This window comes from Thalassospira indica (assembly GCF_003403095.1).
Classification (GTDB): Bacteria; Pseudomonadota; Alphaproteobacteria; order Rhodospirillales; family Thalassospiraceae; genus Thalassospira; species Thalassospira indica.
The window spans coordinates 4128999-4149942 of the sequence record NZ_CP031555.1 but is presented as its reverse complement, the minus strand read 5'-3'; the positions used below and the strand labels follow the sequence as shown (position 1 = coordinate 4149942).

Below are 20944 nucleotides of genomic sequence, written 5' to 3'. Positions count from 1 at the left end.
CGAATATTAGGACAGAGCTTTATGTTGCGACAAATCATCCAGATCGGTCTTCCTCTGATCCTGCCCTTTGTGATTTACGGGCTGTGGCTGAAATGGGCCCGTGCCAAGGCCATCCGTGAAGGTCATGACATCATCCCGCCATGGAACAAGGGGCCGTGGCTGATGCTGTTTGGTTTGGGCGTGTTGCTGACCGCTGCAATCCTGATTTTCACTGCACTTGGGACTGGTGCGCCGCCCGATTCCATTTATCATGCGCCGGTATTGCGTGACGGCGTGGTCGAGCCGGGCTATTTCGAACCCAAGGAATAGAACAGCCCAGCCACCGTCGTGGCACTTGTTATGACAGGTGGCAACAAGGCAACGATGACAGCACTCGAAGTAACCGGCAGATTGCGGCCATACGGGATCATGGTCGCCGATGATACCGCCCGCGTGTTTGATGCCATTGCGCAGCAAGGTGGCTGTGCGCGCTTTGTTGGCGGCGTCGTGCGCGATGCGTTGCTTAAACGTGATCTGGTCGATGTCGATATCGCCTGTGATCTCGCACCTGAGGAAACGCAGGCCGCGCTGGAAAAGGCGGGTATCCGGGTCATCCCCACTGGCCTTAAGCACGGAACTGTCACGGCAATTACCGATGCCGGGGCGTATGAAATTACGACGCTTCGTGTCGATGTCCTGACCGATGGCCGCCATGCGGAGGTCGCCTTTACCGACAGCTGGCTTGAAGATGCCAAGCGCCGTGATTTTACCTTCAACGCCATTTACTGCGACCTTGATGGCACGATCTATGACCCGTTTGATGGCGAAACCGATTTGCGCGACGGGCGCGTGCGGTTCATCGGGGTGGCCGAAAACCGGATTGCCGAGGATTTCCTGCGCATCTTGCGGTTTTTCCGCTTTCAGGCGTGGTTTGGACGCCCGCCGATTGATCCCGTCGGGGCGGAAGCCTGTCGCAAGGCGGTAAACGGTCTTCATGATATTTCGGTCGAACGTATTCGCGACGAGATGTTCAAGCTTCTGCGCTCGCGCAGTCCTGCTGGTACGATCAACGACATGATCGGTTTTGGCATTTTACCTGCCATTCTGCCCAAACTGATCCACACCGATTGCCTGCGCATCATGCAGTGGCTTGATAGCACCGCCCTTGCCGATCCGGCGATCCAGCCTGATCCGCTGCGCCGCCTTGCGGCACTGTTTGCGCCGGGGGGCGATAGACGCAACAGCGATGATGACGAAGACAATCTGGCCGCAGCCGAACGCTTTGCGCGCGATTTGCGACTGTCGAACGAGGAAACCGACCGTTTTGCCGAAATGGTCGCGCATGCGCCGCTGATTGATCCGAAATTGCGGCCGGAAATCGTGCGCCGCGATCTTTACCGGATGGGGGCCGCCGCATTTCGTGATGCGGTGCTCTTGGCGTGGAGTGCGCGCGCCGCGGTGCCACCACGTTGCACACGCGCAGAAAATGACGAATGGAAAGCCCTGATTGAGGCCGCAGCAAACTGGCAACCGGTGAAATTGCCGATACAAGGCCGTGATATTCTGAAAGCTGGCCTTGCACCTGCAGGGCCGCGTGTCGGGGCGCTTTTAAGACAGGCCGAGGAATACTGGATCGATCGCGACTTCCAACCCGGTCGGGATGAATTGATGGACTATATTGCCCGCCAGATCACGGCAGGCGATGAGGAGAACGAATGACGACAGGCGCAATTGGACATCGGATTTGCTGTTTTGGTGACAGTCTGGTTCATGGTGTTCGCGACGGTGAAAAGGGCGGCTGGCCGATGCGTTTGGCGCGGCGTCTTCTGGACGAGGCCGGGCGTGACGTCACGATCTATAACCTTGGTATTCGCGCTGAAACGTCCGAGGGGCTCAAGGCCCGCTGGCAGGATGAAGCCAACCTTCGCATGGTTGAAGAATTCCCGACGGTCCTGATTTTCAGTTTTGGGGTGAATGACGCCAACCACGCCGAAGACCGGGGCGAGGAAACCACCATGCGGGTGTCCCCGGCAAAGTCGGCCACCAATGCCGCCGAGATTATCGGGGCGGCTTCCAAATTGGCACCGACCCTTTGGGTCGGGCCGCAGGCCGTGATTAACGGCAGCAAATCCAGCCAGGAAATCAACCAGCGCCTCGAAGGCCTGAACCAGATTTATCTCGAAACGGCGCGCGGGTTTGATGTGCCCTATCTCGATCTGCTTGCCACGACGCTTGTAGACGATACTTGGCAACGCGCATTACGGCGCGGCGATGGCTATCACCCCGACAAGTTCGGCTATGACCGGCTGGCAGATTTGATCTGGGAATGGGGTGCTGTGCAAAAGACTATCGGTCTTTCGGCGTCAGACGACTAAGGGGCGGACAAGCGATCAGGTCAGAATATCGAAATACTGGCCACGTCCGCCGGCACCGGCGGTCAGATTATTCAACGGATCGCCAGATGCACTGTATGTCGGTGATGAGATCTTTTCGACATAGCTGTCTGAAATTGTTTTCTGTTCGCCGTCTTTCAGGAACTGCTTTTGTTCATTGCGGTCGCGCTGATAGGACTGAACAGCGCGCTCGATCTCCTGATCCGATGTCAGGACAGAGGCGCGTGTCCCATCGATAATCCGGTTTTGCTCGGCAAAACGTTGCTCATCGCCACGTTGCTGGGCGATGGGGCTGGTCTGGCGGACGGGATTGGACAGCGAAAGATCAGAAAAAGGCGCGATATTTACCATTGACGGAACTGCTCGTTTGAACCGATTGGTGTTTTTAATTCGGCCGGAATATTACTCAGAGTGACTCGGATTTGAAGCCCTAATTTGCGCTTCAGAGCGACAAAAATGACAAGTCTTTGAAAAAGCGATCAAAGAAGTTTTGGTTCGCTGGCGTTGTTGCTGTCCGGGTCGTAAATACCCGCCGCGAATCGGCGTGGACTGGTCTTTGCTAGCGCCTTGAGTTTCGCCGCTTCGACCGAAATATGATCAAGGGTGATGTCGGTGCGTTCTGCCGGAATCCGGATCAGTGCGGCACTGACACTCATTAGATCAAACCGTGCGGGTTGGCCATCGCGTCCCTTGCCCGTCAGGTATCCACTTTCACGCGTTTCCGGGTCATAGAAGCTTTTGATCTGGGCATCAAACATGGCCTGAACCCGTTGGACAGCCGCGACCGCATCCTCAAAATCAATCGATTGCACATAGGCAAAGAAATCATCACCGCCGATATGGCCAACAAACCAGTCATTCTGGCTCAGGACCTTGCCCAGGATATCCTTGAAAAGCAGGATCGCGCGGTCACCCTGGCGGAACCCGTATTGGTCATTGAACGGTTTGAAATTGTCGAAATCGAAATAGACGGCAAAACGTCGTCGGCGCGGCTCCGCCAGGGCACGGGCGGCATAGCGATAAATCGCACTATTGCCCGGCAGGCGTGTCAGCGGGTTTTCATCGCGCGCATTTAGCGTATTTCGTTCATTGACCGCCCGCAAAAGCGCACTTTGATCCAGAACCCCCAGATACTGGTCGTTTTCCGTCAGGATCACCCCGTCCAGCGCTTCGGTCGCGACAAAGGTTTCCAGAAGCTCCGACAGGCTGGTGCGGATATCGGCAACCGGGCAGCGGCGTAAAAAGCGTTTGATATTTGCCCGGTTGGCCGGGTTTTGCAGCAATTCACGGCCAAACGGCGTGTAGATAAACGCCTTGAATTCTGAATCCCGGACAATGCCCAATGGCTTTCCATCATGGTCGACCACCGGCACCAGCGAGATATCCGGATTTTGTTGGAAGTAACTCAGGATATCGACCGGATTGATATCAATCGGCAGGGCCGGTGTTTCCAGCAGGTAGGATCTGACAACATCATCATCGCGATCCGACTGGCGGCGCGAATCTGCGGCAATGTCGGCTGCTGACGACACAATATCGGTCTGTTCAGGAATATCGAGTGACGGTCGCGCGATAAAGAAACCCTGCACTAGATCACAGCCCAAACGCCGACAACACAGGAACTCCTCACGGGTTTCCACACCTTCGGCGACGACCTGTGCCGCAATCATGTGGGCGAACGCCGTGATTTGCGTGACAAACAGTTCCTTGCGGCGGTCACGGTCGATGCCATCGATAAAGAACCGGTCGATCTTGATGATGTCTGGTTCGCATTCATAAAGGGCGCGCAACTGGGCAAAGCCGCTGCCGTAATCATCAATGGCAATTTTGAAGCCCTGACTGCGGTACCGCACCAGAATGTCTTTGAGGTATCCGGCATTGCTGATGTCGTGGCGTTCGGAAATCTCAAGGAAGATGGTATCGCGTTCAAGTCCGGCTTCGCTCAGCAGGGCGGCAGTCTGACCGGGTTGGTAATCCTCGGTCTTAACGACGCGATTGTCGAAATTGTAAAAAAGCTTGAGCCGCTTGGCGCCGGGAAAGCGCGCGAATTTCTCAATCGCCTTGGCGCGCAGCATCATATCGACACTGTGCAGGTTGCCAGTATCCCATGCGGTATCAAACAGCGCCTGAATAGATGTAAATCCGGCTTCTTCCCAGCGCCGCAAAAGCGCCTCATAGCCGAAAACATGACCGGTGTGCGGACTAACAATGGGCTGGAAGGCGAAGTCGACTTTTTCGACGACCTGCTGCCAGTTACGGAGCATGACCGGTTGGGTCATGGGTCGGTCGGATATCCACTGTTCATCTGCATCAAAGGTCAAATGCAGTACCCCGATCTTCAAAATGGTCGGCTTTCCCGGAAGTTGTGAGAATTAGAAGTTCCGAGGTTTGCTGTTATCCCAGATATGACAACAAGTTCATGACAGTGGGGTTACGAATATGTGACATCCGCAGAAAACATCCGCTTTTTCATCAAGAAACGGCTGGATCTCTATACAAAGGGGTTAGACAAATCGGCGAACCCGATACTGCCTCGACTAACCAATTGCCCGTGTGGCCAGCGGATGATGTTCCTGAACCAGTCCGCGCAGCCGTGACTCGAGAACATGGGTATAAATCTGGGTGGTCGAGATATCTGAATGGCCCAGCATCTTTTGCAGGCTGCGCAAATCAGCCCCATTGGCCAGAAGGTGACTGGCAAAGGAATGGCGCAAGACGTGCGGCGATACCTTTGATGGCGGGACACCGGCCTCAATCGCCAGATCCTTGATCATTTTCAGAAACATCTGACGGGTCAAATGCCCGGTTTTCCCGCGTGACGGGAAAAGGTATGAGGATTGCCCGGGGCGGTCGGCATGGCCGTTTGATTTGTCTGATGGAATGAAGGCATCACGCACTTCAAGATAATCACGCAGCGCATCACGGGCCGGATCGGAAAGCGGCACCAGCCGTTCCTTGCTGCCCTTGCCGCGCACAATCAGCATCTGCGGATCACGCGCGGCTGCGGCAAAGGGGAGCTCGACCAGCTCCGAAACGCGCATGCCGGTGGCATACATCAGCTCTATCATCGCAAGTAAGCGCTTGCCCTTGATGCCCGGATGATTGGTGGCGGCGATGATCAGACGATCAATTTCTTCAATCGACAGGAATTTTGGCAGGGTCTGCCCCTGTTGCGGGCTGTCGATATTCGATGACGGGTCATCATCGCGATACCCATCGGAATAAAGGAACTTGTGAAACTGCCGCAAGGCCGACAGGCGTCGCGCCTGTGTCCGCGGGGCGAGCCCGGCAGACCCCAGTTCGGCCATATAGCGTCGGACATCCGCATCACTTGCCGATACCGGATCGGCTTTGCCCGCAGTCAGCGATGACGCATAATCTTCAAGATCACGCCGATAGGCGTCAAGCGTGTGCACACTGGCCCCGCGTTCTGCGGCCATCATTTCCAGAAAGGCCGATATCAACGAGCTTGTCAGTGCCTTGGCCATGACCGGTCCTGCCAGTGATTAAAGAGCCTACTGATTAAACGACATCAGCAGTTCTGTCGCCAGACGCCGTGCGTCATTTTCCTGCCCGATGATCAGAAGCGACGTAACGGTATCGCTAAGGACTTTGGGGTCGGCATTATCAACGGCTGCGACCTGCTGGGCCTGAATGGCCAATGCCGCGGTTTTCGCCTTTTGTCGCGCCGCCGCAGCTGCGTTGAGTTGATGCGAAACCGCACTGCTGGTTGTCATGCGTTGTTCGGCATAGGGTGCGGTCAGAATGCTGTCCCACAACGTATTGGGGACTTCGATGCCGAAACCTTCAAACAGGTTGAAGATCAGTTCGCTATAACGTCGTGCAGCGGCCTGATCACCGCGCGCAGCCTGCATTTCCTGCCATTCGACCATGCGGGCACGATGGCGGGCAAGGGCGGCTGCGCGATCAGATGCGCTTTGCACATCCTCGGCCGAGGCCGAGTTGGGCATCACGGTTGCCGATGCCATGCCGCCACTTGATGTCGGTGCGCCCGGCACGACTGCACCGCCAAGACCGAAGTTTTGCGTTGGGCCGGATTGTGGATCAGACCCAAAACTCTGCGAAGAGCTTCCATCCGATGCCATGGCCATCGGTCGAACGGCACCTGTTTCTTCAAGACCGGAAATCGCCAGAACCGGATAAAGCAGGCTCAGGCGTGATGAAATGTCATTCGATGCATTGGCCGATGATTTTGCAACCTGAAGCCAGTTCTCGGCCCGCTCGAAATTGTTTGCGGCAATTGATGCCCGAAGGGCGGGAACAGCAAACCACGAAAAGTCGCCATTCACCGGAATGTCGGTCATCAGCGGCGCTGCCAGCCTTGCGGCCTGCATGAAATCGCCTTCAAAATCGGCGGCTTCAAACAGGGCGGCCAGAATTTCGGCCCGTGCGGCGGCAACATCACTTTGCGCTGCGGCCTGATAAAGCTTGGCATACTGTCGCGCCTGAATGCCTTCGCTGGCATCATCAAGAACGCTTTCCAATGCCGCCGGTTCGAAACTCACCGACTGATACACATCAGCCAGCTTTTCCGGGCTGATCAGGCCAAGATTTTCAGCCTTGCGGGCGGCCTCAAGGCGAACGTCGGTCGCAGTCGCATTGGCAGTGGTAATGCCAATGATGGCGGCTGGATTGTCGGTTTCAAGCTGGCTGGTTGGGATCGATTGTTTGGCAATCGCCAGAAGTGCCAGATCGATCGGGCGCAAGTCATTTAGCAAGTCGGCATCGGCAGTACTGCCACTGCGGATTGCGGAAACCAGACCAAAGAACGTGGCATCGCCTTCGCCACCCATTTCACGCACAAGGTCGACGGTGAAGGCCGCCGAAGTCGGATCGTTGGCGTAAAACGCGCACATCGCCGCCGCCTTGAGCCAGAAAAGCTCCTCGTAACTTGCGCCGTAACCTTCAATCGCGTCACACGCCGCATCAATTCTGGAGCCAATCAGAAGGGCATTGACCTCTGCCTGCGCCAGCATCGAGCCGCGCGATCCTTGCGGGGCGGCGCGAACAAGTTCTATGGCGTCATCAAGCGCACCCATCTCGATCAGCTTTGCAACACGTGCTTCAAGCAGGCTGATATCGGCCGACCCCTGTGGCAGGGCTGCTGCGGACAGAAGCAGGCGTTTTTGCAAGTCACGCGCAGCATGGGTCGCCGGGGTCGCGGGCAATTCTGAAATCAGTTGTGCAGCAGACCGGCGGGTGGTGCCGTTCCACATATCGGTGCCAAGGCCGCCACGCGATTGATCAATGGTCCCGACGGCCTCGGCGTCGACCGCGCCAAGCGACAGCGATTGCACCGCGTTCGGATCCGACGGGAATGTATCAGTCTCGGTGGTGCCAGATGACGTATTGCCAAAGCCGCCTGATCGCGGGGCCGATGTGGCCCCCGGATTGGTCGGGCTTGGGGCAACCTGGCGTTCCGCGTCCTGTTCTGCTTCCTGTTTTAAAAACAACGGCACGGGGGCCGAGTTTTGCGCGTTTGCAGGGGCGGAACCAAGTCCCGTTCCCGTCATCATGGCCAGTACACAGGTCTGCATTAACAGGCGGGAACGCAATGTCATCTTAGTTAAACCTCGAATTCGGGATGGTTTCTTCGATTTGGGCGGTCGGGGCAGGAATGTCCCAGGTCACCAGGAAAGTGGCACCGCCGGCAATCACGGCGATAACCAGCAACAGGATGATGCGCGATAAAATTCTCATTTTAATCCAGACTTCGAAGCGTTTAAGCGATGGACGCGAATACCAGTATGCGGACGAAAATCAAAGATGCAAGAACCGCAACCGCCAATCATTCTGGCCATCCGTCCAAGTTTCTTGAACCCGTCATCGCATTGGGTTGGTCGCACTCCAATTCGGCAACTTAAAGGCAGTATAAGTGCCTGTTACTCACAGAGAGTTAATGCCATCGCGCAGAACAACATTGGGCAAAACGATGCACACGCATGCCTAAAGTGACTGAAAGGGGCAATTTGGCGCAGTATTTTTGTCGTGTTTTCTGTCCGGTTTGCTTGCGTTCGGGGGCAAGCTGGCCTAAAGATTTGGGTAATTTGTATCTCAATGATTGAACCACAGGACTGCAAACCGAACATGGACAGCAACATTGCCGAGTCGGGTTTGCACGAAGACGTGATCGCCAAAATTCGGGACGGCCTGAAAGGCCGGACATTGGTGTTCATTGGACTAATGGGTGCAGGAAAAAGCTGCATCGGCCGTATGGTCGCCAAGGAACTCAAGCTGGATTTTGTCGATGCCGACCGCGAAATTGAAGAAGCCGCTGGCTGCTCGATCGCCGATATCTTCAAGCTGTATGGCGAAGAGGCGTTTCGCGACGGCGAGGAACGTGTAATTGCCCGTTTGCTTGATGGCGAACAGATCGTGTTGGCCACTGGCGGTGGTGCGTTTATTCGCGAACGTACCCGACAATTAATCCTCGAAAAATCCGTATCGGTCTGGCTGCGTGCCGACCTTGATCTGCTGATGCACCGCACCAGCGGGCGGACCCATCGTCCGTTACTCAATAACGGTGATCCCAGACAAATTCTCGCGGATTTGATCGAGACGCGTTACCCGGTCTATGCTGGGGCAGACATTATTTTCGACTGTGATGAATCCTCAAAGGAAGCCACCCGCGATGCGGTTCTTGAACTGCTTGCCAATTCCTTTGATGACGATGGTCAGTTGATCAAGACAGGAACCTGACAGAGTGAGCAATCACGACACCCTTCGCGTCGACCTTGGCGCGCGCAGCTATGACATCCTTGTTGGCAGCAACCTTTTGGCCGATACCGCCAAATATATTGCCCCGTTCGTCAAGAAGGCCGGTGTGGTCGTGATCAGCGATGCGGCACTGTCGGACAATCATTTGCCGACCGTTCTGGCATCGCTTGACGGGGCGGGCATTCCTCACCGTGAAGTCGTTGTGCCGTCTGGTGAAAAGTCCAAAAGCTTTGCCATGTTCGAAAACGTTGTCGAACAGATTTTGGCGATGGGGATCGAACGGTCCACCCTGATCATTGCCCTGGGTGGCGGGGTTGTCGGCGATCTTGCCGGGTTTGTTGCGGCGTCTTTGTTGCGCGGTCTTGATTTCGTTCAGATCCCGACCACTTTGCTGTCGCAAGTCGATAGCTCCGTTGGCGGCAAGACCGGGATCAATTCCAAGTCGGGCAAGAACCTGATTGGTGCGTTTCACCAACCGCGTCTGGTCCTGGCCGATACATCCGTTCTTGATACCTTGCCTGCACGTGAATTGCGGTCTGGTTATGCCGAGATTGCGAAATACGGCCTGATCGATGATCCGGAATTCTTTGCCTGGCTTGAAGAAAACGGGCAGGCGGTTCTTGATAAAGACGGGCCTGAGCGCCGTCAGGCCGTGATCAAAAGCTGTGCGGCGAAGGCCCGCATTGTGTCCGAAGATGAACGCGAAGGCGGCAAGCGCGCACTTTTGAACCTTGGTCACACCTTTGGCCACGCGCTGGAAGCCGAAACCGGATATGGCGAAAAGCTTTTGCATGGCGAAGCCGTTGCCATGGGGATGGTCATTGCCCATGACGTTTGTGGTGCCATGGGTATGGCGCCTGCGGGCGAGAAAGACCGAATTGTTGCCCATCTGAAATCGGTTGGTCTTCCGGTGACGGCGTCCGAGGTCACGGGCATGCATTGGGATATCGACAAGGTGATCAGTCACATGTCGCGCGACAAAAAAGTCCGCGACGGCGAGATCACCTTTGTGATGACCCGCGGGATCGGCAAGGTATTTACATCCAAGGCAATGGATGTTGAAAAAATGCGTGCGGCGATCACCCGATCCTGTCGCGGTTGATCAATTTTATTCTGATCCACAATGCGTGTGGGTCGACGGACGTGCATGGTGGCGATCACTTCGCGGTGGTGACTTTGCCGCCAATGTGTTGTTGTTAACTTATTTAACGGCATTTGACCTTATAGATGAACACAGAACAAACTTGCTCTGTTGCAATCACCGCTTGGAGACGGCCCTGAATGACGATCACGATTGTCGTGATTTTTTTGCTGCTGATGCTTTCGGCATTCTTTTCTGGCTCGGAAACCGCGCTGACGGCGGCGTCGCGTCCGGTCATGCATCACAAGGAACAGGATGGTGACATTCGGGCCGCAATCGTCAACAGGTTGCGGCGGTATCAGGAACGGTTGCTGGGCGCGATCCTGCTTGGCAACAACATGGTCAACATTCTGGCCTCTGCCCTTGCAACATCGGTGATGATCGAACTGTTTGGTGAAAACGGTGTCGTGTATGCAACGGCCGTGATGACCGCGCTTGTTCTGATTTTCTCGGAAATTCTGCCAAAGACCTACGCGCTTCAGCATGCCGATACCATGGCGCTGCGGGTCGCGCGCCCGATGAGCATCCTTGTCGTGCTGTTCGCGCCGATCACCCAGACCATTCAGGTCCTGGTGCAGGCCACCCTGCGCCTGTTTGGCAGTGGCGAGGGCCCCGGGCTTGATAGCGAACGTGAATTGCGTGGTGCCATCGAACTGCATGCCGATGACGTGGTTGTCGGTAACCATCATGCCGAACGCACCATGTTGCACGGGGTGCTTGATCTCGAAGATGTCGGCGTTTGGGAAATCATGGTGCACCGTCGCAAGGTGCAGATGATCGACATTTCCCGCCCGATGGAAGAAATCCTTGATACGGTTCTGGCAAGTCCGCACACCCGCATTCCGATCTACGAAAAGGACCCGGACAACATTGTCGGCGTCCTGCATGCGCGTGAAGTTCTCAAGGCGATTGTGCGCGGGGCCAAGCCCGCCAGTGCCGAGGATGTCCGCGAACTGAGTTCCGAACCCTGGTTTATTCCGGATTCAACCACCCTTGCCGACCAGCTCAAGGCGTTCAAGGAACGGCACGAACATTTTGCCATCGTTGTTGACGAATATGGCGCGTTCGAAGGCGTTGTGTCGCTTGAAGACATTCTGGAAGAAATCGTTGGCGATATTGCCGATGAAACCGACGTCGAAGTGGTTGGTGTCCAGCCACAGGCTGACGGATCGGTCATTGTGCGCGGTGATGTTACCATTCGCGATTTGAACCGTCGCTTCGGATGGCGTCTTCCGGATGAAGAAGCCGCCACCGTGGCCGGCCTTTTGCTGTATGAAACCCGCCGTATTCCCGATGTCGGGCAACAGTTCCGTTTCCATGGCTTTGAGTTTGAAGTGCTGCGGCGTATTCGCAACCAGATCACCCGTGTACGTCTGCGTGCGGTGACCGATCCGGCCGGGGAAGAGCAGGAATAAACCTTCTTGCCCGCTTTACCGGTGTGTTGCCGACAAACCACTATAGCGTAAAAAATTTCAGCTTTATCTACTTATGGGTTAAACTCTTGTTTCAGGGTCTTGACCCACAGGATTGCAGGGCCACTTGCAAATAAGGGCCCGTCACACTGTGTCATCCAGTGACGTCATTTCTATATGACATCACTCAGTGTGAAACCAGATGATCTGATCGGGTTTGGGCATGTGGCAATAGCAACCTGCAGAGAGAGATGCATGGATACGAAAATTGTACCGGGTGTGGTCCAGGAACAATCCATCGCGACACTCAACCCCGCCGATTCCGTGATGGATGCCGTCACCATGATGGCCGAGCGTAAGATTGGCGCTGTCATCATCGTTGATAACAACGCCAGACTGGCTGGAATTTTTACCGAGCGTGATCTTGTCAACCGCGTGGTGGCAAAGGGGCTGGATGCGGCATCTGTGCCGCTTTCCAAAGTCATGACCGCTGATCCCGATACGCTTGGCCCGAATGATTCCGCCATGAGTGCACTTGATCTGATGAGTGCACGTCGATACCGCCACCTGCCGGTTGTCGATGGCGACAAGGTTGTTGGCATGGTGTCGATCCGTGACCTGTTTAACGTGGTCAAACGCCAACTCGAAGAAGATGTTCGGGAACGCGAAAAGTTCATCTTCGGTTCGGACTACGGCGTGGCCTGAAGTCACCGGTTTTTCGGATAAGGCATATGGCATCGGCCTGACGGGGAGTTCCCGTCAGACCTTTGCACTGTGATGAATTCGGATGAATTTCCCGAAATTCCGGTGACCGTCTTTCGCTGCCAGGTTTGGGCGGCGGGAATGACGGAAAATGCGTTTGCGACTTGACAGCGTGCAGGTGAACGTCTTTACGTTTACGTAAAGGAGAAATTCCGATGCCACTGTCCCGCCCCGCAGAACGCGAACACATCCATACACGCACGGTGACCTGTCAGGGGTTCCGGCGCAAAGACGGCCTTTGGGATATCGAAGGCCACATCACCGATGTTAAAACCTATGGTTTTTCCAATCATGATCGGGGTGAAATCCCCGCTGGCGAGCCGGTCCACGGGATGTGGATACGCGTTACCATTGGCGATGATCTTGTGATCCGCGAGGTCGAGGCCGTAACCGACTATGCCCCGTTTTCGGCCTGTGATGCGATTGCCCCGAATTACGAAAAGCTGGTCGGTTTGAAGCTTGGCCCGGGCCTGCGCAAACAGATCCGCGACCGGGTGGGGGGCGTTCATGGCTGTACGCATCTGAATGAATTGATGGGCCCGGTTGCGACCACGGCGTTTCAGACAGTTTTCCCGATCCTTGCAAAGGAATCCCTGCAGGCACGCGATGAAACCGATGACAAACCGCCACGACGCAATCCCTTGATCAATACCTGCCATGGCTGGCGCAGTGACGGGCCCGCCGTCAAACGGATATCCCCGGAACTCTATACCGGTGACGATTAACCGGGGCGTCTTGCAAGTGCATCTTTGCGGTCCAATATCCAAATGGTCCGTAACGTGTAATTGTCAGGTGGCGTGTGTTCATGTTGCGCCGGTGTGGAAACGCCAATAACAAGAAAGATTGCAAAGGCTTCTTGCATCCGTTTGAAATGACGGTGTTCTGTTGTTGCGTGACCGCCATTTTGCTTCTGATATCATCCTTGGCGACCGCGCATGATCTTGCATCGCCACAGGCAGAAGCCGGACAAGCCAATCTTGACGAACAGGATGGCTTCCTGATCTTGCAGACCAACCTGCACCCCCCCTATCAGGAACTTCAAAACGGCATACTCAGCGGATATTCGGTTTCGATCCTGAACTGTGTGTTTGATCGGCTTGATATTGGCTATGGGCTGGCGATTGCACCCCGCCAACGTAACCGCGAAATGGTGCGCACCGGCAAGGCCGACGGGTTCTTTTTGGCCCGCATCAGCGACGCGATGGACGAATACGCCGTGGCGTCAAATCCGTTGGCGCTTGAAAAATGGGTGTGGGTGTCGCCCGCAATCAAATCGGATGATCCCCGTGTCAGTCGGCGTCCAAAGCCTGGTGATTTTTCAACTGTCGGGGCAATACTGGGATCGAACGAGGCCGAATGGCTGCTCGAACAGGGTTACACGGATGTGATGCGCGTACCTTCGATTGCATCACTGGTCGCGCAAGTAGCAGCAGGTCGGGTCGAATATGCCCTTGTGGATAAGCACAGTTTTGAATTCGCCCGCAAGGAACTGCAACTGACAGCCGATAAGTTCCGGATGCAGTTCGAACGCTATGTTCCGCTGGTTGTGTATTTTTCCAAACATTACGTTGCGACTTTCCCGCGGCTGCTTGATGACCTCAATGCCGTTTTGGAATTTTGTGAAACCCGCCCGATGCATTTGGAAGCCTGGGAACGCGAAGCAATCCAGAATGTTCAACTGCCCGGTATTCGCCAGTTTGCAAGTTCCCCGGAACTTTTGGGCCATGTTTTTAACCAGTTGGATGGGACTGAAATACAGAGTTCCGATCAAAAACGTCTGACTGATCAAGAATGGATCACGCTGGCGCGCGAAGGTGCCGCCAGTGCAATCGCGACGGAAATCCTTGGCAATGATTTGTCAAAATACCTTCGCACGTTTCAGGCCAGCATCGGCGAGCAAGTGGCAGAGGCATTCGTTTTTGACACCCATGGTCAGATCATCGGCATGAGCCGCCTGACATCGGATTTTGATCAGAGTGACGAAGCCCAGTTTCAGATGATCGATAGCCTTAATCGTGAAAAGGCACTGATCACTGATATTTGGTATGACGCCTCGACCCGTGCGTTCCTGTCGCAAATCACGGTGCCGATCATTGACCCGGATAGTGGTCAGACACTTGCCGCCCTGACCGTAGGCCTGAACGTTTCCGCAGCACTGCGTCCGGAAAGCTGAGATCAGGCATCGGTAGGCATCGGCAAATCGCCCGGATTACTTGCCGGGCGGCTCGGAAATTTCAATCGCGATATTGCTGTACCAGTCTGCCGCGGCCTGCATCTCCGCATCCGTCAGGTCCTTGGCAATCGGTGTCATGACGTCATGAACCCGCTTGCCTGTGCGAAAAGCCTTAAGTTGCGTTTCGATATATATATTGGTCTCGCCCGCCAGATTGGGGGCGTCTTCCAGTGTTGAAATGCCATTCGCACTATGACAGCCAACGCAAAGTTCAGGTGCGTCATCCTCGGATGTGTCGGCGGGCAAGGTGCCTGATACCTCGAAATGGCTGAACCAAAGCGCAACCTTGCTGATCTGATCATCAGACAGGCCGCTTGCCACCACGGTCATCATTTCATGCTCGCGTTTGCCGGTCTTGAAGGCGTTTAGCTGGGCGATCAGATAATCGACCGGCTCGCCCCCGATATGCGGCGCAATCGGAATGCGTGCCAGCCCATCAAGCCCGTGACAGGTGCGACACATTCCGGCAACCTTGCGGCCATCCTGAAGGGCGTCGGCATCTGGTGTGGGCGTATCTTGGGCCGCCACATTGGACACGCCCCCGGCGGACAAAAGCCCGCCGAGGAGTGCGATCATAAATCTGCGCATCAATTGCCCTCATACCAGATGCGATACAACGCACCGGCCAGATCATCGGAAACAAGGATCGAGCCATCACGTAATTGGGCAACATCAACCGGACGTCCAAGGTATTCCTCGTTCTCGTCAATCCAGCCTTCGGCAAACGGTTCGATGGTGGCGTTACCTTCATCGTCAATGAAGGTGACCATCACCCGCGCGCCCACCGGGGTTGTGCGGTTCCACGACCCATGCTGGGCCGAAAAGATCGTGTTCTTGTATTTGGCCGGGAACATGTTGCCGGTATAGAAGCTCATGCCAAGGTCGGCGGCATGCGCCACGGTTTCAACCGCAGGCATGACCACATCATAGGGCACTTCCTGACCGGCATATTCATTGGTGCGGACATCACCGCCGCCATACCACGGATGGCCAAAATGTTGGCCTGCGGCGGTTTGATGGTTGATCTCGCCGGGCGGGATATCATCGCCCATGCCATCGACCTGGTTATCGGTCCACCACAGCTCACCTGTGACCGGATGGAAGTCATGACCAACGGAGTTGCGCACCCCGTATGTGTATACTTCGCGATCAGAACCATCGGTATTGATGCGGATGATGCCACCAATTCCCCACTCGCGATAAAGATCCAGCTTGTCTTCCGGCGCCACGTTGAATGGCTGACCAAGCGAGATATAAAGTTTCCCGTCCGGGCCGATTTTGCAGACACGCGCGGTGTGGTTATAGCTTTCCTCGGCCGGTGGGATCAGATCACCCTGTTTGACAACGTTGAACGCGGCAACGTCCGGGCTTTCATAGAAGAACTCGGCCGCCGGGAATACCAGAACACGGTTCTGTTCGGCGATATAAAGGAATCCGTCCGACGAGAAACACGGACCGTTCGGGATGCTAAATCGAAGCGACGGGGCGAAGTCCTTGACCTCATCGGCGACACGGTCCTTGTTGCGGTCTGTGACCGACCACACCTTGTCCTTGCGCGTGCCGACAAAGGTCACAACCCCCTGTGGCCCGACGGCAATATGGCGGGCATCGGGGACAATAGCATAAAGGCCGATCTTGAAACCATCAGGAAGCTTGATGCGCTCAAGGGTCTTTTTGATCCCTTCGGCGTAATCACCACCCTGTTCGATGACGGTGAATTCTGTCGTTCCGGTTGATTGGAAGTTGGAGAGTTTTTCAAGATTGTCCGGCGCAGGTGCTTGCGCATAGGCGGTTCCGGACATGGCAAGCGCAATGCTCGCCATTAGAAGGCGTTTCGTCATTACGTAGTCCTCCCGATTGTAGCGGATGCCATTGACCGGCACCCGTGCCGCGCGAACTTCACCATTCGCACGGCTTGTGTATAAGCATTGCGCCTAATCGGGATGAACGTCTAGGTTGATTTCACTATGTGGAATTATTCTTAATTGTTTTTGTTGGCCAGGGCGTTTTCGTATTCCGCTGGTGTCATGGTTTTGAGTGCCAGCGCGTGCACGCGATCCTTCAGCAAAGCATCAAGCGCGCCATATACAAGGCGCTGGCGATTGACGCGGTTCTCGCCTTCGAATTTTTCGGAAACCACAAGAACGGAGAAATGGGACTCGCCACGCGGGTCTGCACCGGCATGACCGGCATGTTTGGACGAATCATCATTGATCTGTAGTTCGACCGGGCTGAATTGTTCGGTCAGGATGTCACGGATCTGGTTGGCGACCTGCATGGTAAGGGCCTCTGTTTTCTGGTGATGTTTGCAGATTGCTGCAAAAACGGTTCTTTACGTCACGTTCTGTCATGCGGTGACCGTTTTTCAAGCCTTTTATCGCATTTAAAGCACCCGTATGATATTGCGCGCATCGAATTTTCAGAACATATAGACGCAAATGAACCGAGGACACCGCAACAAGCGCAAGACGCTTTACCATGAAGAACCCGTTCTGCCGGAATGTGACTGGCCGGAATGTGACGGGCATGGGGAATTCCGTGCGCCCAAGGATCGCAAGTTGCGTGACTATTACAAGTTCTGTCTGGAACATGTCCGTGAATACAACAAGTCGTGGAACTATTATGCAGGCATGAAGGCCGAGGATATCGAAAACGACATGCGTCGCGATACCCACTGGCAGCGCCCGACATGGCAGTTCGGTCATATCCGCGGATCAAAAAAACCGTTCAACTTCAAATTCAAGGACGGGTTCGGCTTCTTTAACGAAGACGGCGACCAGACCCATCACGGCCCCGGTGCCGAAGCCAGGGCCAATGCCGAACGCAAACGCAAAAGCGAAGAAGCCCAGCGTCGCGCTGGCGCCATGGGCATGCCTGCCGAACAGCAAGAGGCCATGGCGACCCTCGATTTGGGATGGCCGTTCACCCGCGATGAACTCAAGACGAAATACAAGGCACTTTCCAAAAAGTACCACCCTGATGCCAATGGCGGCGACAAGGCGGCCGAGGAACGGTTCAAGCGGATCAGTGCGGCCTATACATCACTCACGCGCTATATCCGCGATCTTGAAGCGCGCGTGACACTTTAGCTTTCTGGCTAATTTTCTGCGAAATTTGATCAAAACCGGTCTATCTGGTTGCAGTTTGCGTATCTGGAAGGTCTTATCGACCAAACCTTTTGCGATAATAGATATTTTTTGCGCATCTTCCCTTTGTGTGATGCGTCATAACCGCTATTAATGAGCAAGTTTAACGAAACGACCGCGTCACCAGCGCCGGTCCGAAAAACGCGCGAGTACTTATGAGCCAAGGTTACGAAGCGAGCGGTGCAGCGGCAGAACATCCGCTTGATACACCCGACATCACCATTTCCGTCCGTGAAACGTTCGGGATCGATATCGATATGGAAGTCCCGGCATTCAGTCAGGGCAGCGAACATGTGCCGGCGATTGATCCGACCTATCGTTTTGATCGCGATACCACGATGGCGATCCTGGCGGGCTTTGCCCATAACCGCCGCGTGATGATCCAGGGTTATCACGGCACCGGTAAATCGACCCATATCGAGCAGGTGGCAGCGCGTCTGAACTGGCCGTGCGTGCGTGTAAACCTTGATAGCCACATCAGCCGTATCGACCTGATCGGTAAGGACGCGATTGTTCTGCGTGATGGCAAACAGATCACCGAATTCCGCGAGGGCATTTTGCCTTGGGCGCTCAAACGCCCTGTCGCGATGGTCTTTGATGAATATGATGCCGGTCGCCCGGATGTGATGTTCGTGATCCAGCGTGTGCTTGAAGTCGATGGCAAGCTGACCCTTCTTGATCAGAACAAGGTCATCCACCCGCATTCGCATTTCCGCCTGTTTGCGACCTCGAACACGGTCGGTCTTGGCGATACAACGGGCCTGTATCACGGCACCCAGCAGATTAACCAGGCGCAGATGGACCGTTGGTCGATCATTGCGACGCTGAATTATCTGTCGGTCGAAGACGAAACCAACATCGTCACCGCCAAGGTTCCGGCGTTTGATACTGCCGAAGGCCGCCAGAAGATCGAGGCAATGGTTGCCCTTGCCAACCTGACGCGTCAGGGCTTTGTGGCCGGTGATATCTCAACCGTCATGAGTCCGCGTACCGTGATCACGCTTGCCGAAAACGCCAAGATTTTTGGCGACGTTTCCTATGCCTTCCGCGTAACGTTCCTTAACCGTTGCGACGAAGTCGAACGTCCGATTTTGGCGGAATATTATCAGCGTTGCTTTGGTGAAGAACTGCCCGAGGAAGCCATTAATGTAATGGTTCGCTAAGGCGTGGCTCTTAAGCAGATTGGCGAACTGGTTCCACAAGCGAGTAGTGCGATGAAGAATGATGAGGCTCTTTCCGGCTTCTTGCGCGGTACGGCAGCGACGTTTCGTGCGCTTGCCGGGCGCAATGATCTGGAAGTCGGCTTTGTCAAAGGCGGGCGTCCGGGCGGCTATGGTGAACATGTGCGTTTGCCGATGCCCAAACAGTCCATGCCCAAGGATGAAGTCGCCGATCTGCGCGGTGTTGCCGATGGCTGGGCGCTTAAGATGCGTCACCATGATGCCACCCTGCACGCCAAACGCATGCCCGAAACCGCCGAGGCTCAGGCTGTTTACGATGCGCTTGAAACTGCACGTGTCGAAGCAGTGGGTTCGCGGTATTTCCCCGGTGTGCGCAAAAACCTTCGCGAACATGCCGAGCAGGACTGCCATGCCAAGAATTATCACCGTGTGACATCACGCGACGATGCCCCCTTTGCTGATGCTATCGGCATGCTGGCGCGTGAAGTCTTTACCGGTGAAAAGGCCCCGGAATCTGCCGGTCCGCTGATTGATCTGTGGCGTTCACATATCGAAGAAAATGCCGGCTCAGACCTGAGTAACCTGCGCGATCTGCTCGATGATCAGGATGCCTTTGCGCGCGGCATGCGCAAATTGCTCGATCACCTTTCGCTTGAAGACGACCTCGACGATGCCCCGCCCGAACAGGAGGGCGAGGATGACGAGCAAAAAGACGGCGAAAATGATCCCGATCAGGAAGACATGGAAAGTCAAGGCGGCCAGCAGGGCCAGAATGACGATTCCGAACCTGATGGCAGCGATGATCAAACCGATGCCGGTTCCGAAGAAGCCGAAGCCGGTGAAGGCGATATTGACGACCAGCAGCTTGAAGCCATGTCGCAGGAAGAAAAGCCTGCCGGACCGGGCGAGCAGCCGGAATTCGATGGCCGCAACGAGCCTGTTGAACGTGGCTATGAGCCGTTTACCCGCGAATTTGACGAGGTCGTCACCGCAGATGATCTGTGTGAAAACCTCGAACTGTCGCGCCTGCGCGCGATGCTTGATAAGCAGCTGGCCAACCTTCAGAACGTGGTTTCCAAGCTTGCCAACCGTCTGCAACGCCGCCTGATGGCGCAGCAGAACCGTGGCTGGGACTTCGACCTTGAAGAAGGCATTCTTGATGCCGCCAAGCTGGCCCGGATCGTCTCGACCCCGTCGACGTCGCTATCGTTCAAGCAGGAACAGGATACCGATTTTCGCGATACGGTTGTCACCCTTCTGATCGATAATTCCGGCTCCATGCGCGGCCGTCCGATTACGATTGCCGCCCTGTCGGCTGATATTCTGGCCCGTACACTGGAACGCTGTGGCGTTAAGGTCGAAATCCTTGGTTTCACCACCCGTCAGTGGAAAGGTGGCCAGTCGCGCGAAAGCTGGGTCGAGGCCGGGAAACCGCCGAAACCCGGTCGTCTGAACGATCTGCGTCACATCATCTACAAGGCTGCCGACACGCCTTGGCGTCGGGCACGCAAGAACCTTGGTCTGATGCTGCGCGAGGGGCTGCTAAAGGAAAACATCGACGGCGAAGCACTGCTTTGGGCGCATGAACGTCTTCTGGGTCGCACCGAACAACGCCGGATCATGATGGTGATTTCCGATGGTGCGCCGGTGGATGACTCGACCCTTTCGGTCAATTCCGGAAACTATCTGGAACGTCATCTGCGCGAAGTGATCGAATGGATCGAAACCAGATCACCGGTCGAACTTCTGGCGATCGGGATCGGTCATGACGTCACGCGCTATTATCGCCGTGCGGTGACGATCAACGATCCGGAAGAACTCGGTGGCACCATGTTGCGCGAATTGTCCGATCTGTTTGATGAACAAGGCGCGCGCCAGCCAAAACGCCCGATGCGCCATGTGCCAGCCGATAATGCGCAAGCCCGCGATCACGCCACAGGCGATCGCGACCGCTGGTAA

Annotated in this window: 20 protein-coding genes; 12 read left to right on the top strand and 8 right to left on the bottom strand. The window is 55.4% G+C overall.

The window, feature by feature from the left end; translation table 11 throughout:
* The first annotated feature begins 21 nt into the window (after positions 1-21).
* The 3 genes from DY252_RS19405 to DY252_RS19395 are packed head-to-tail and all read left to right on the top strand — an operon-like array spanning position 22 to position 2354.
* Positions 22-309, top strand: a complete 288-nt coding sequence (locus DY252_RS19405) for a hypothetical protein (RefSeq protein WP_008889887.1) — start codon at positions 22-24, stop codon at positions 307-309.
* A 30-nt stretch (positions 310-339) separates the two neighbouring features.
* Positions 340-1698 carry a CCA tRNA nucleotidyltransferase gene (locus DY252_RS19400; protein WP_231959704.1) on the top strand — a complete coding sequence of 453 codons (1359 nt, stop codon included), beginning with the start codon at positions 340-342 and terminating at the stop codon, positions 1696-1698.
* Positions 1695-2354: a DUF459 domain-containing protein gene (locus tag DY252_RS19395; RefSeq protein WP_064788804.1), complete on the top strand. Its 660-nt coding sequence runs from the start codon at positions 1695-1697 to the stop codon at positions 2352-2354. The genes DY252_RS19400 and DY252_RS19395 overlap by 4 nt, the downstream gene beginning before the upstream one ends.
* A gap of 15 nt (positions 2355-2369) precedes the next feature.
* Here the strand turns inward: DY252_RS19395 and DY252_RS19390 are convergent, their stop codons facing one another.
* The 5 genes from DY252_RS19390 to DY252_RS22210 all read right to left on the bottom strand — a co-directional run bounded on the left by DY252_RS19390 (position 2370) and on the right by DY252_RS22210 (position 8093).
* Positions 2370-2723: a hypothetical protein gene (locus DY252_RS19390; protein WP_064788805.1), complete on the bottom strand. Its 354-nt coding sequence runs from the start codon at positions 2721-2723 to the stop codon at positions 2370-2372.
* Positions 2724-2851: 128 nt separating this feature from the next.
* A complete protein-coding gene (locus DY252_RS19385; protein ID WP_231959705.1) occupies positions 2852-4651 on the bottom strand; it encodes an EAL domain-containing protein in 1800 nt (599 codons plus the stop codon).
* 258 nt (positions 4652-4909) lie between these two features.
* Positions 4910-5860, bottom strand: coding sequence for a site-specific tyrosine recombinase XerD (gene xerD, locus DY252_RS19380; protein ID WP_064788806.1), 951 nt, complete (start codon positions 5858-5860; stop codon positions 4910-4912).
* 27 nt (positions 5861-5887) lie between these two features.
* Complete coding sequence (locus DY252_RS19375; RefSeq protein ID WP_064788807.1) at positions 5888-7954, bottom strand: hypothetical protein; 2067 nt, start codon at positions 7952-7954, stop codon at positions 5888-5890.
* 1 nt (position 7955) lies between these two features.
* Complete coding sequence (locus DY252_RS22210) at positions 7956-8093, bottom strand: hypothetical protein (RefSeq protein ID WP_165374927.1); 138 nt, start codon at positions 8091-8093, stop codon at positions 7956-7958.
* 387 nt (positions 8094-8480) lie between these two features.
* Here DY252_RS22210 and DY252_RS19370 point away from each other — a divergent pair, with 387 nt between their 5' ends.
* From DY252_RS19370 to DY252_RS19345, 6 genes are all read left to right on the top strand, one after another.
* A complete protein-coding gene (locus DY252_RS19370; protein WP_231959706.1) occupies positions 8481-9092 on the top strand; it encodes a shikimate kinase in 612 nt (203 codons plus the stop codon).
* 4 nt (positions 9093-9096) lie between these two features.
* Complete coding sequence (gene aroB / locus DY252_RS19365) at positions 9097-10212, top strand: 3-dehydroquinate synthase (RefSeq protein ID WP_064788809.1); 1116 nt, start codon at positions 9097-9099, stop codon at positions 10210-10212.
* Between the two features lie 179 nt (positions 10213-10391).
* Positions 10392-11666 (top strand): HlyC/CorC family transporter, encoded by a 1275-nt coding sequence (locus DY252_RS19360; protein WP_008889896.1) that lies wholly within the window; start codon positions 10392-10394, stop codon positions 11664-11666.
* A 252-nt stretch (positions 11667-11918) separates the two neighbouring features.
* Positions 11919-12368: a CBS domain-containing protein gene (locus tag DY252_RS19355; protein ID WP_008889897.1), complete on the top strand. Its 450-nt coding sequence runs from the start codon at positions 11919-11921 to the stop codon at positions 12366-12368.
* Between the two features lie 212 nt (positions 12369-12580).
* On the top strand, positions 12581-13150 hold the full coding sequence (locus DY252_RS19350) for a DUF2889 domain-containing protein (RefSeq protein ID WP_064788810.1): 570 nt from the start codon (positions 12581-12583) through the stop codon (positions 13148-13150).
* A gap of 197 nt (positions 13151-13347) precedes the next feature.
* Entirely contained in the window at positions 13348-14598 is a 1251-nt protein-coding gene (locus DY252_RS19345) for a transporter substrate-binding domain-containing protein (protein ID WP_245960862.1), read from the top strand.
* A 36-nt stretch (positions 14599-14634) separates the two neighbouring features.
* Here DY252_RS19345 and DY252_RS19340 read toward each other — a convergent pair whose 3' ends face one another.
* The 3 genes from DY252_RS19340 to DY252_RS19330 all read right to left on the bottom strand — a co-directional run bounded on the left by DY252_RS19340 (position 14635) and on the right by DY252_RS19330 (position 16936).
* Positions 14635-15246: a c-type cytochrome gene (locus tag DY252_RS19340; protein ID WP_064788812.1), complete on the bottom strand. Its 612-nt coding sequence runs from the start codon at positions 15244-15246 to the stop codon at positions 14635-14637.
* Positions 15246-16499: a PQQ-dependent sugar dehydrogenase gene (locus DY252_RS19335; RefSeq protein ID WP_064788813.1), complete on the bottom strand. Its 1254-nt coding sequence runs from the start codon at positions 16497-16499 to the stop codon at positions 15246-15248. The genes DY252_RS19340 and DY252_RS19335 overlap by 1 nt, the downstream gene beginning before the upstream one ends.
* Positions 16500-16639: 140 nt before the next feature.
* Positions 16640-16936: a BolA family protein gene (locus DY252_RS19330; protein WP_064788814.1), complete on the bottom strand. Its 297-nt coding sequence runs from the start codon at positions 16934-16936 to the stop codon at positions 16640-16642.
* Between the two features lie 160 nt (positions 16937-17096).
* On the opposite strand from DY252_RS19330, the gene DY252_RS19325 reads away from it, so the two are divergent.
* From DY252_RS19325 to cobT, 3 genes are all read left to right on the top strand, one after another.
* Positions 17097-17747, top strand: coding sequence for a DnaJ domain-containing protein (locus DY252_RS19325; RefSeq protein WP_008889903.1), 651 nt, complete (start codon positions 17097-17099; stop codon positions 17745-17747).
* Positions 17748-17959: 212 nt separating this feature from the next.
* On the top strand, positions 17960-18967 hold the full coding sequence (gene cobS / locus DY252_RS19320) for a cobaltochelatase subunit CobS (protein WP_008889904.1): 1008 nt from the start codon (positions 17960-17962) through the stop codon (positions 18965-18967).
* A 51-nt stretch (positions 18968-19018) separates the two neighbouring features.
* Positions 19019-20944 (top strand): cobaltochelatase subunit CobT, encoded by a 1926-nt coding sequence (gene cobT / locus DY252_RS19315; RefSeq protein WP_064781123.1) that lies wholly within the window; start codon positions 19019-19021, stop codon positions 20942-20944.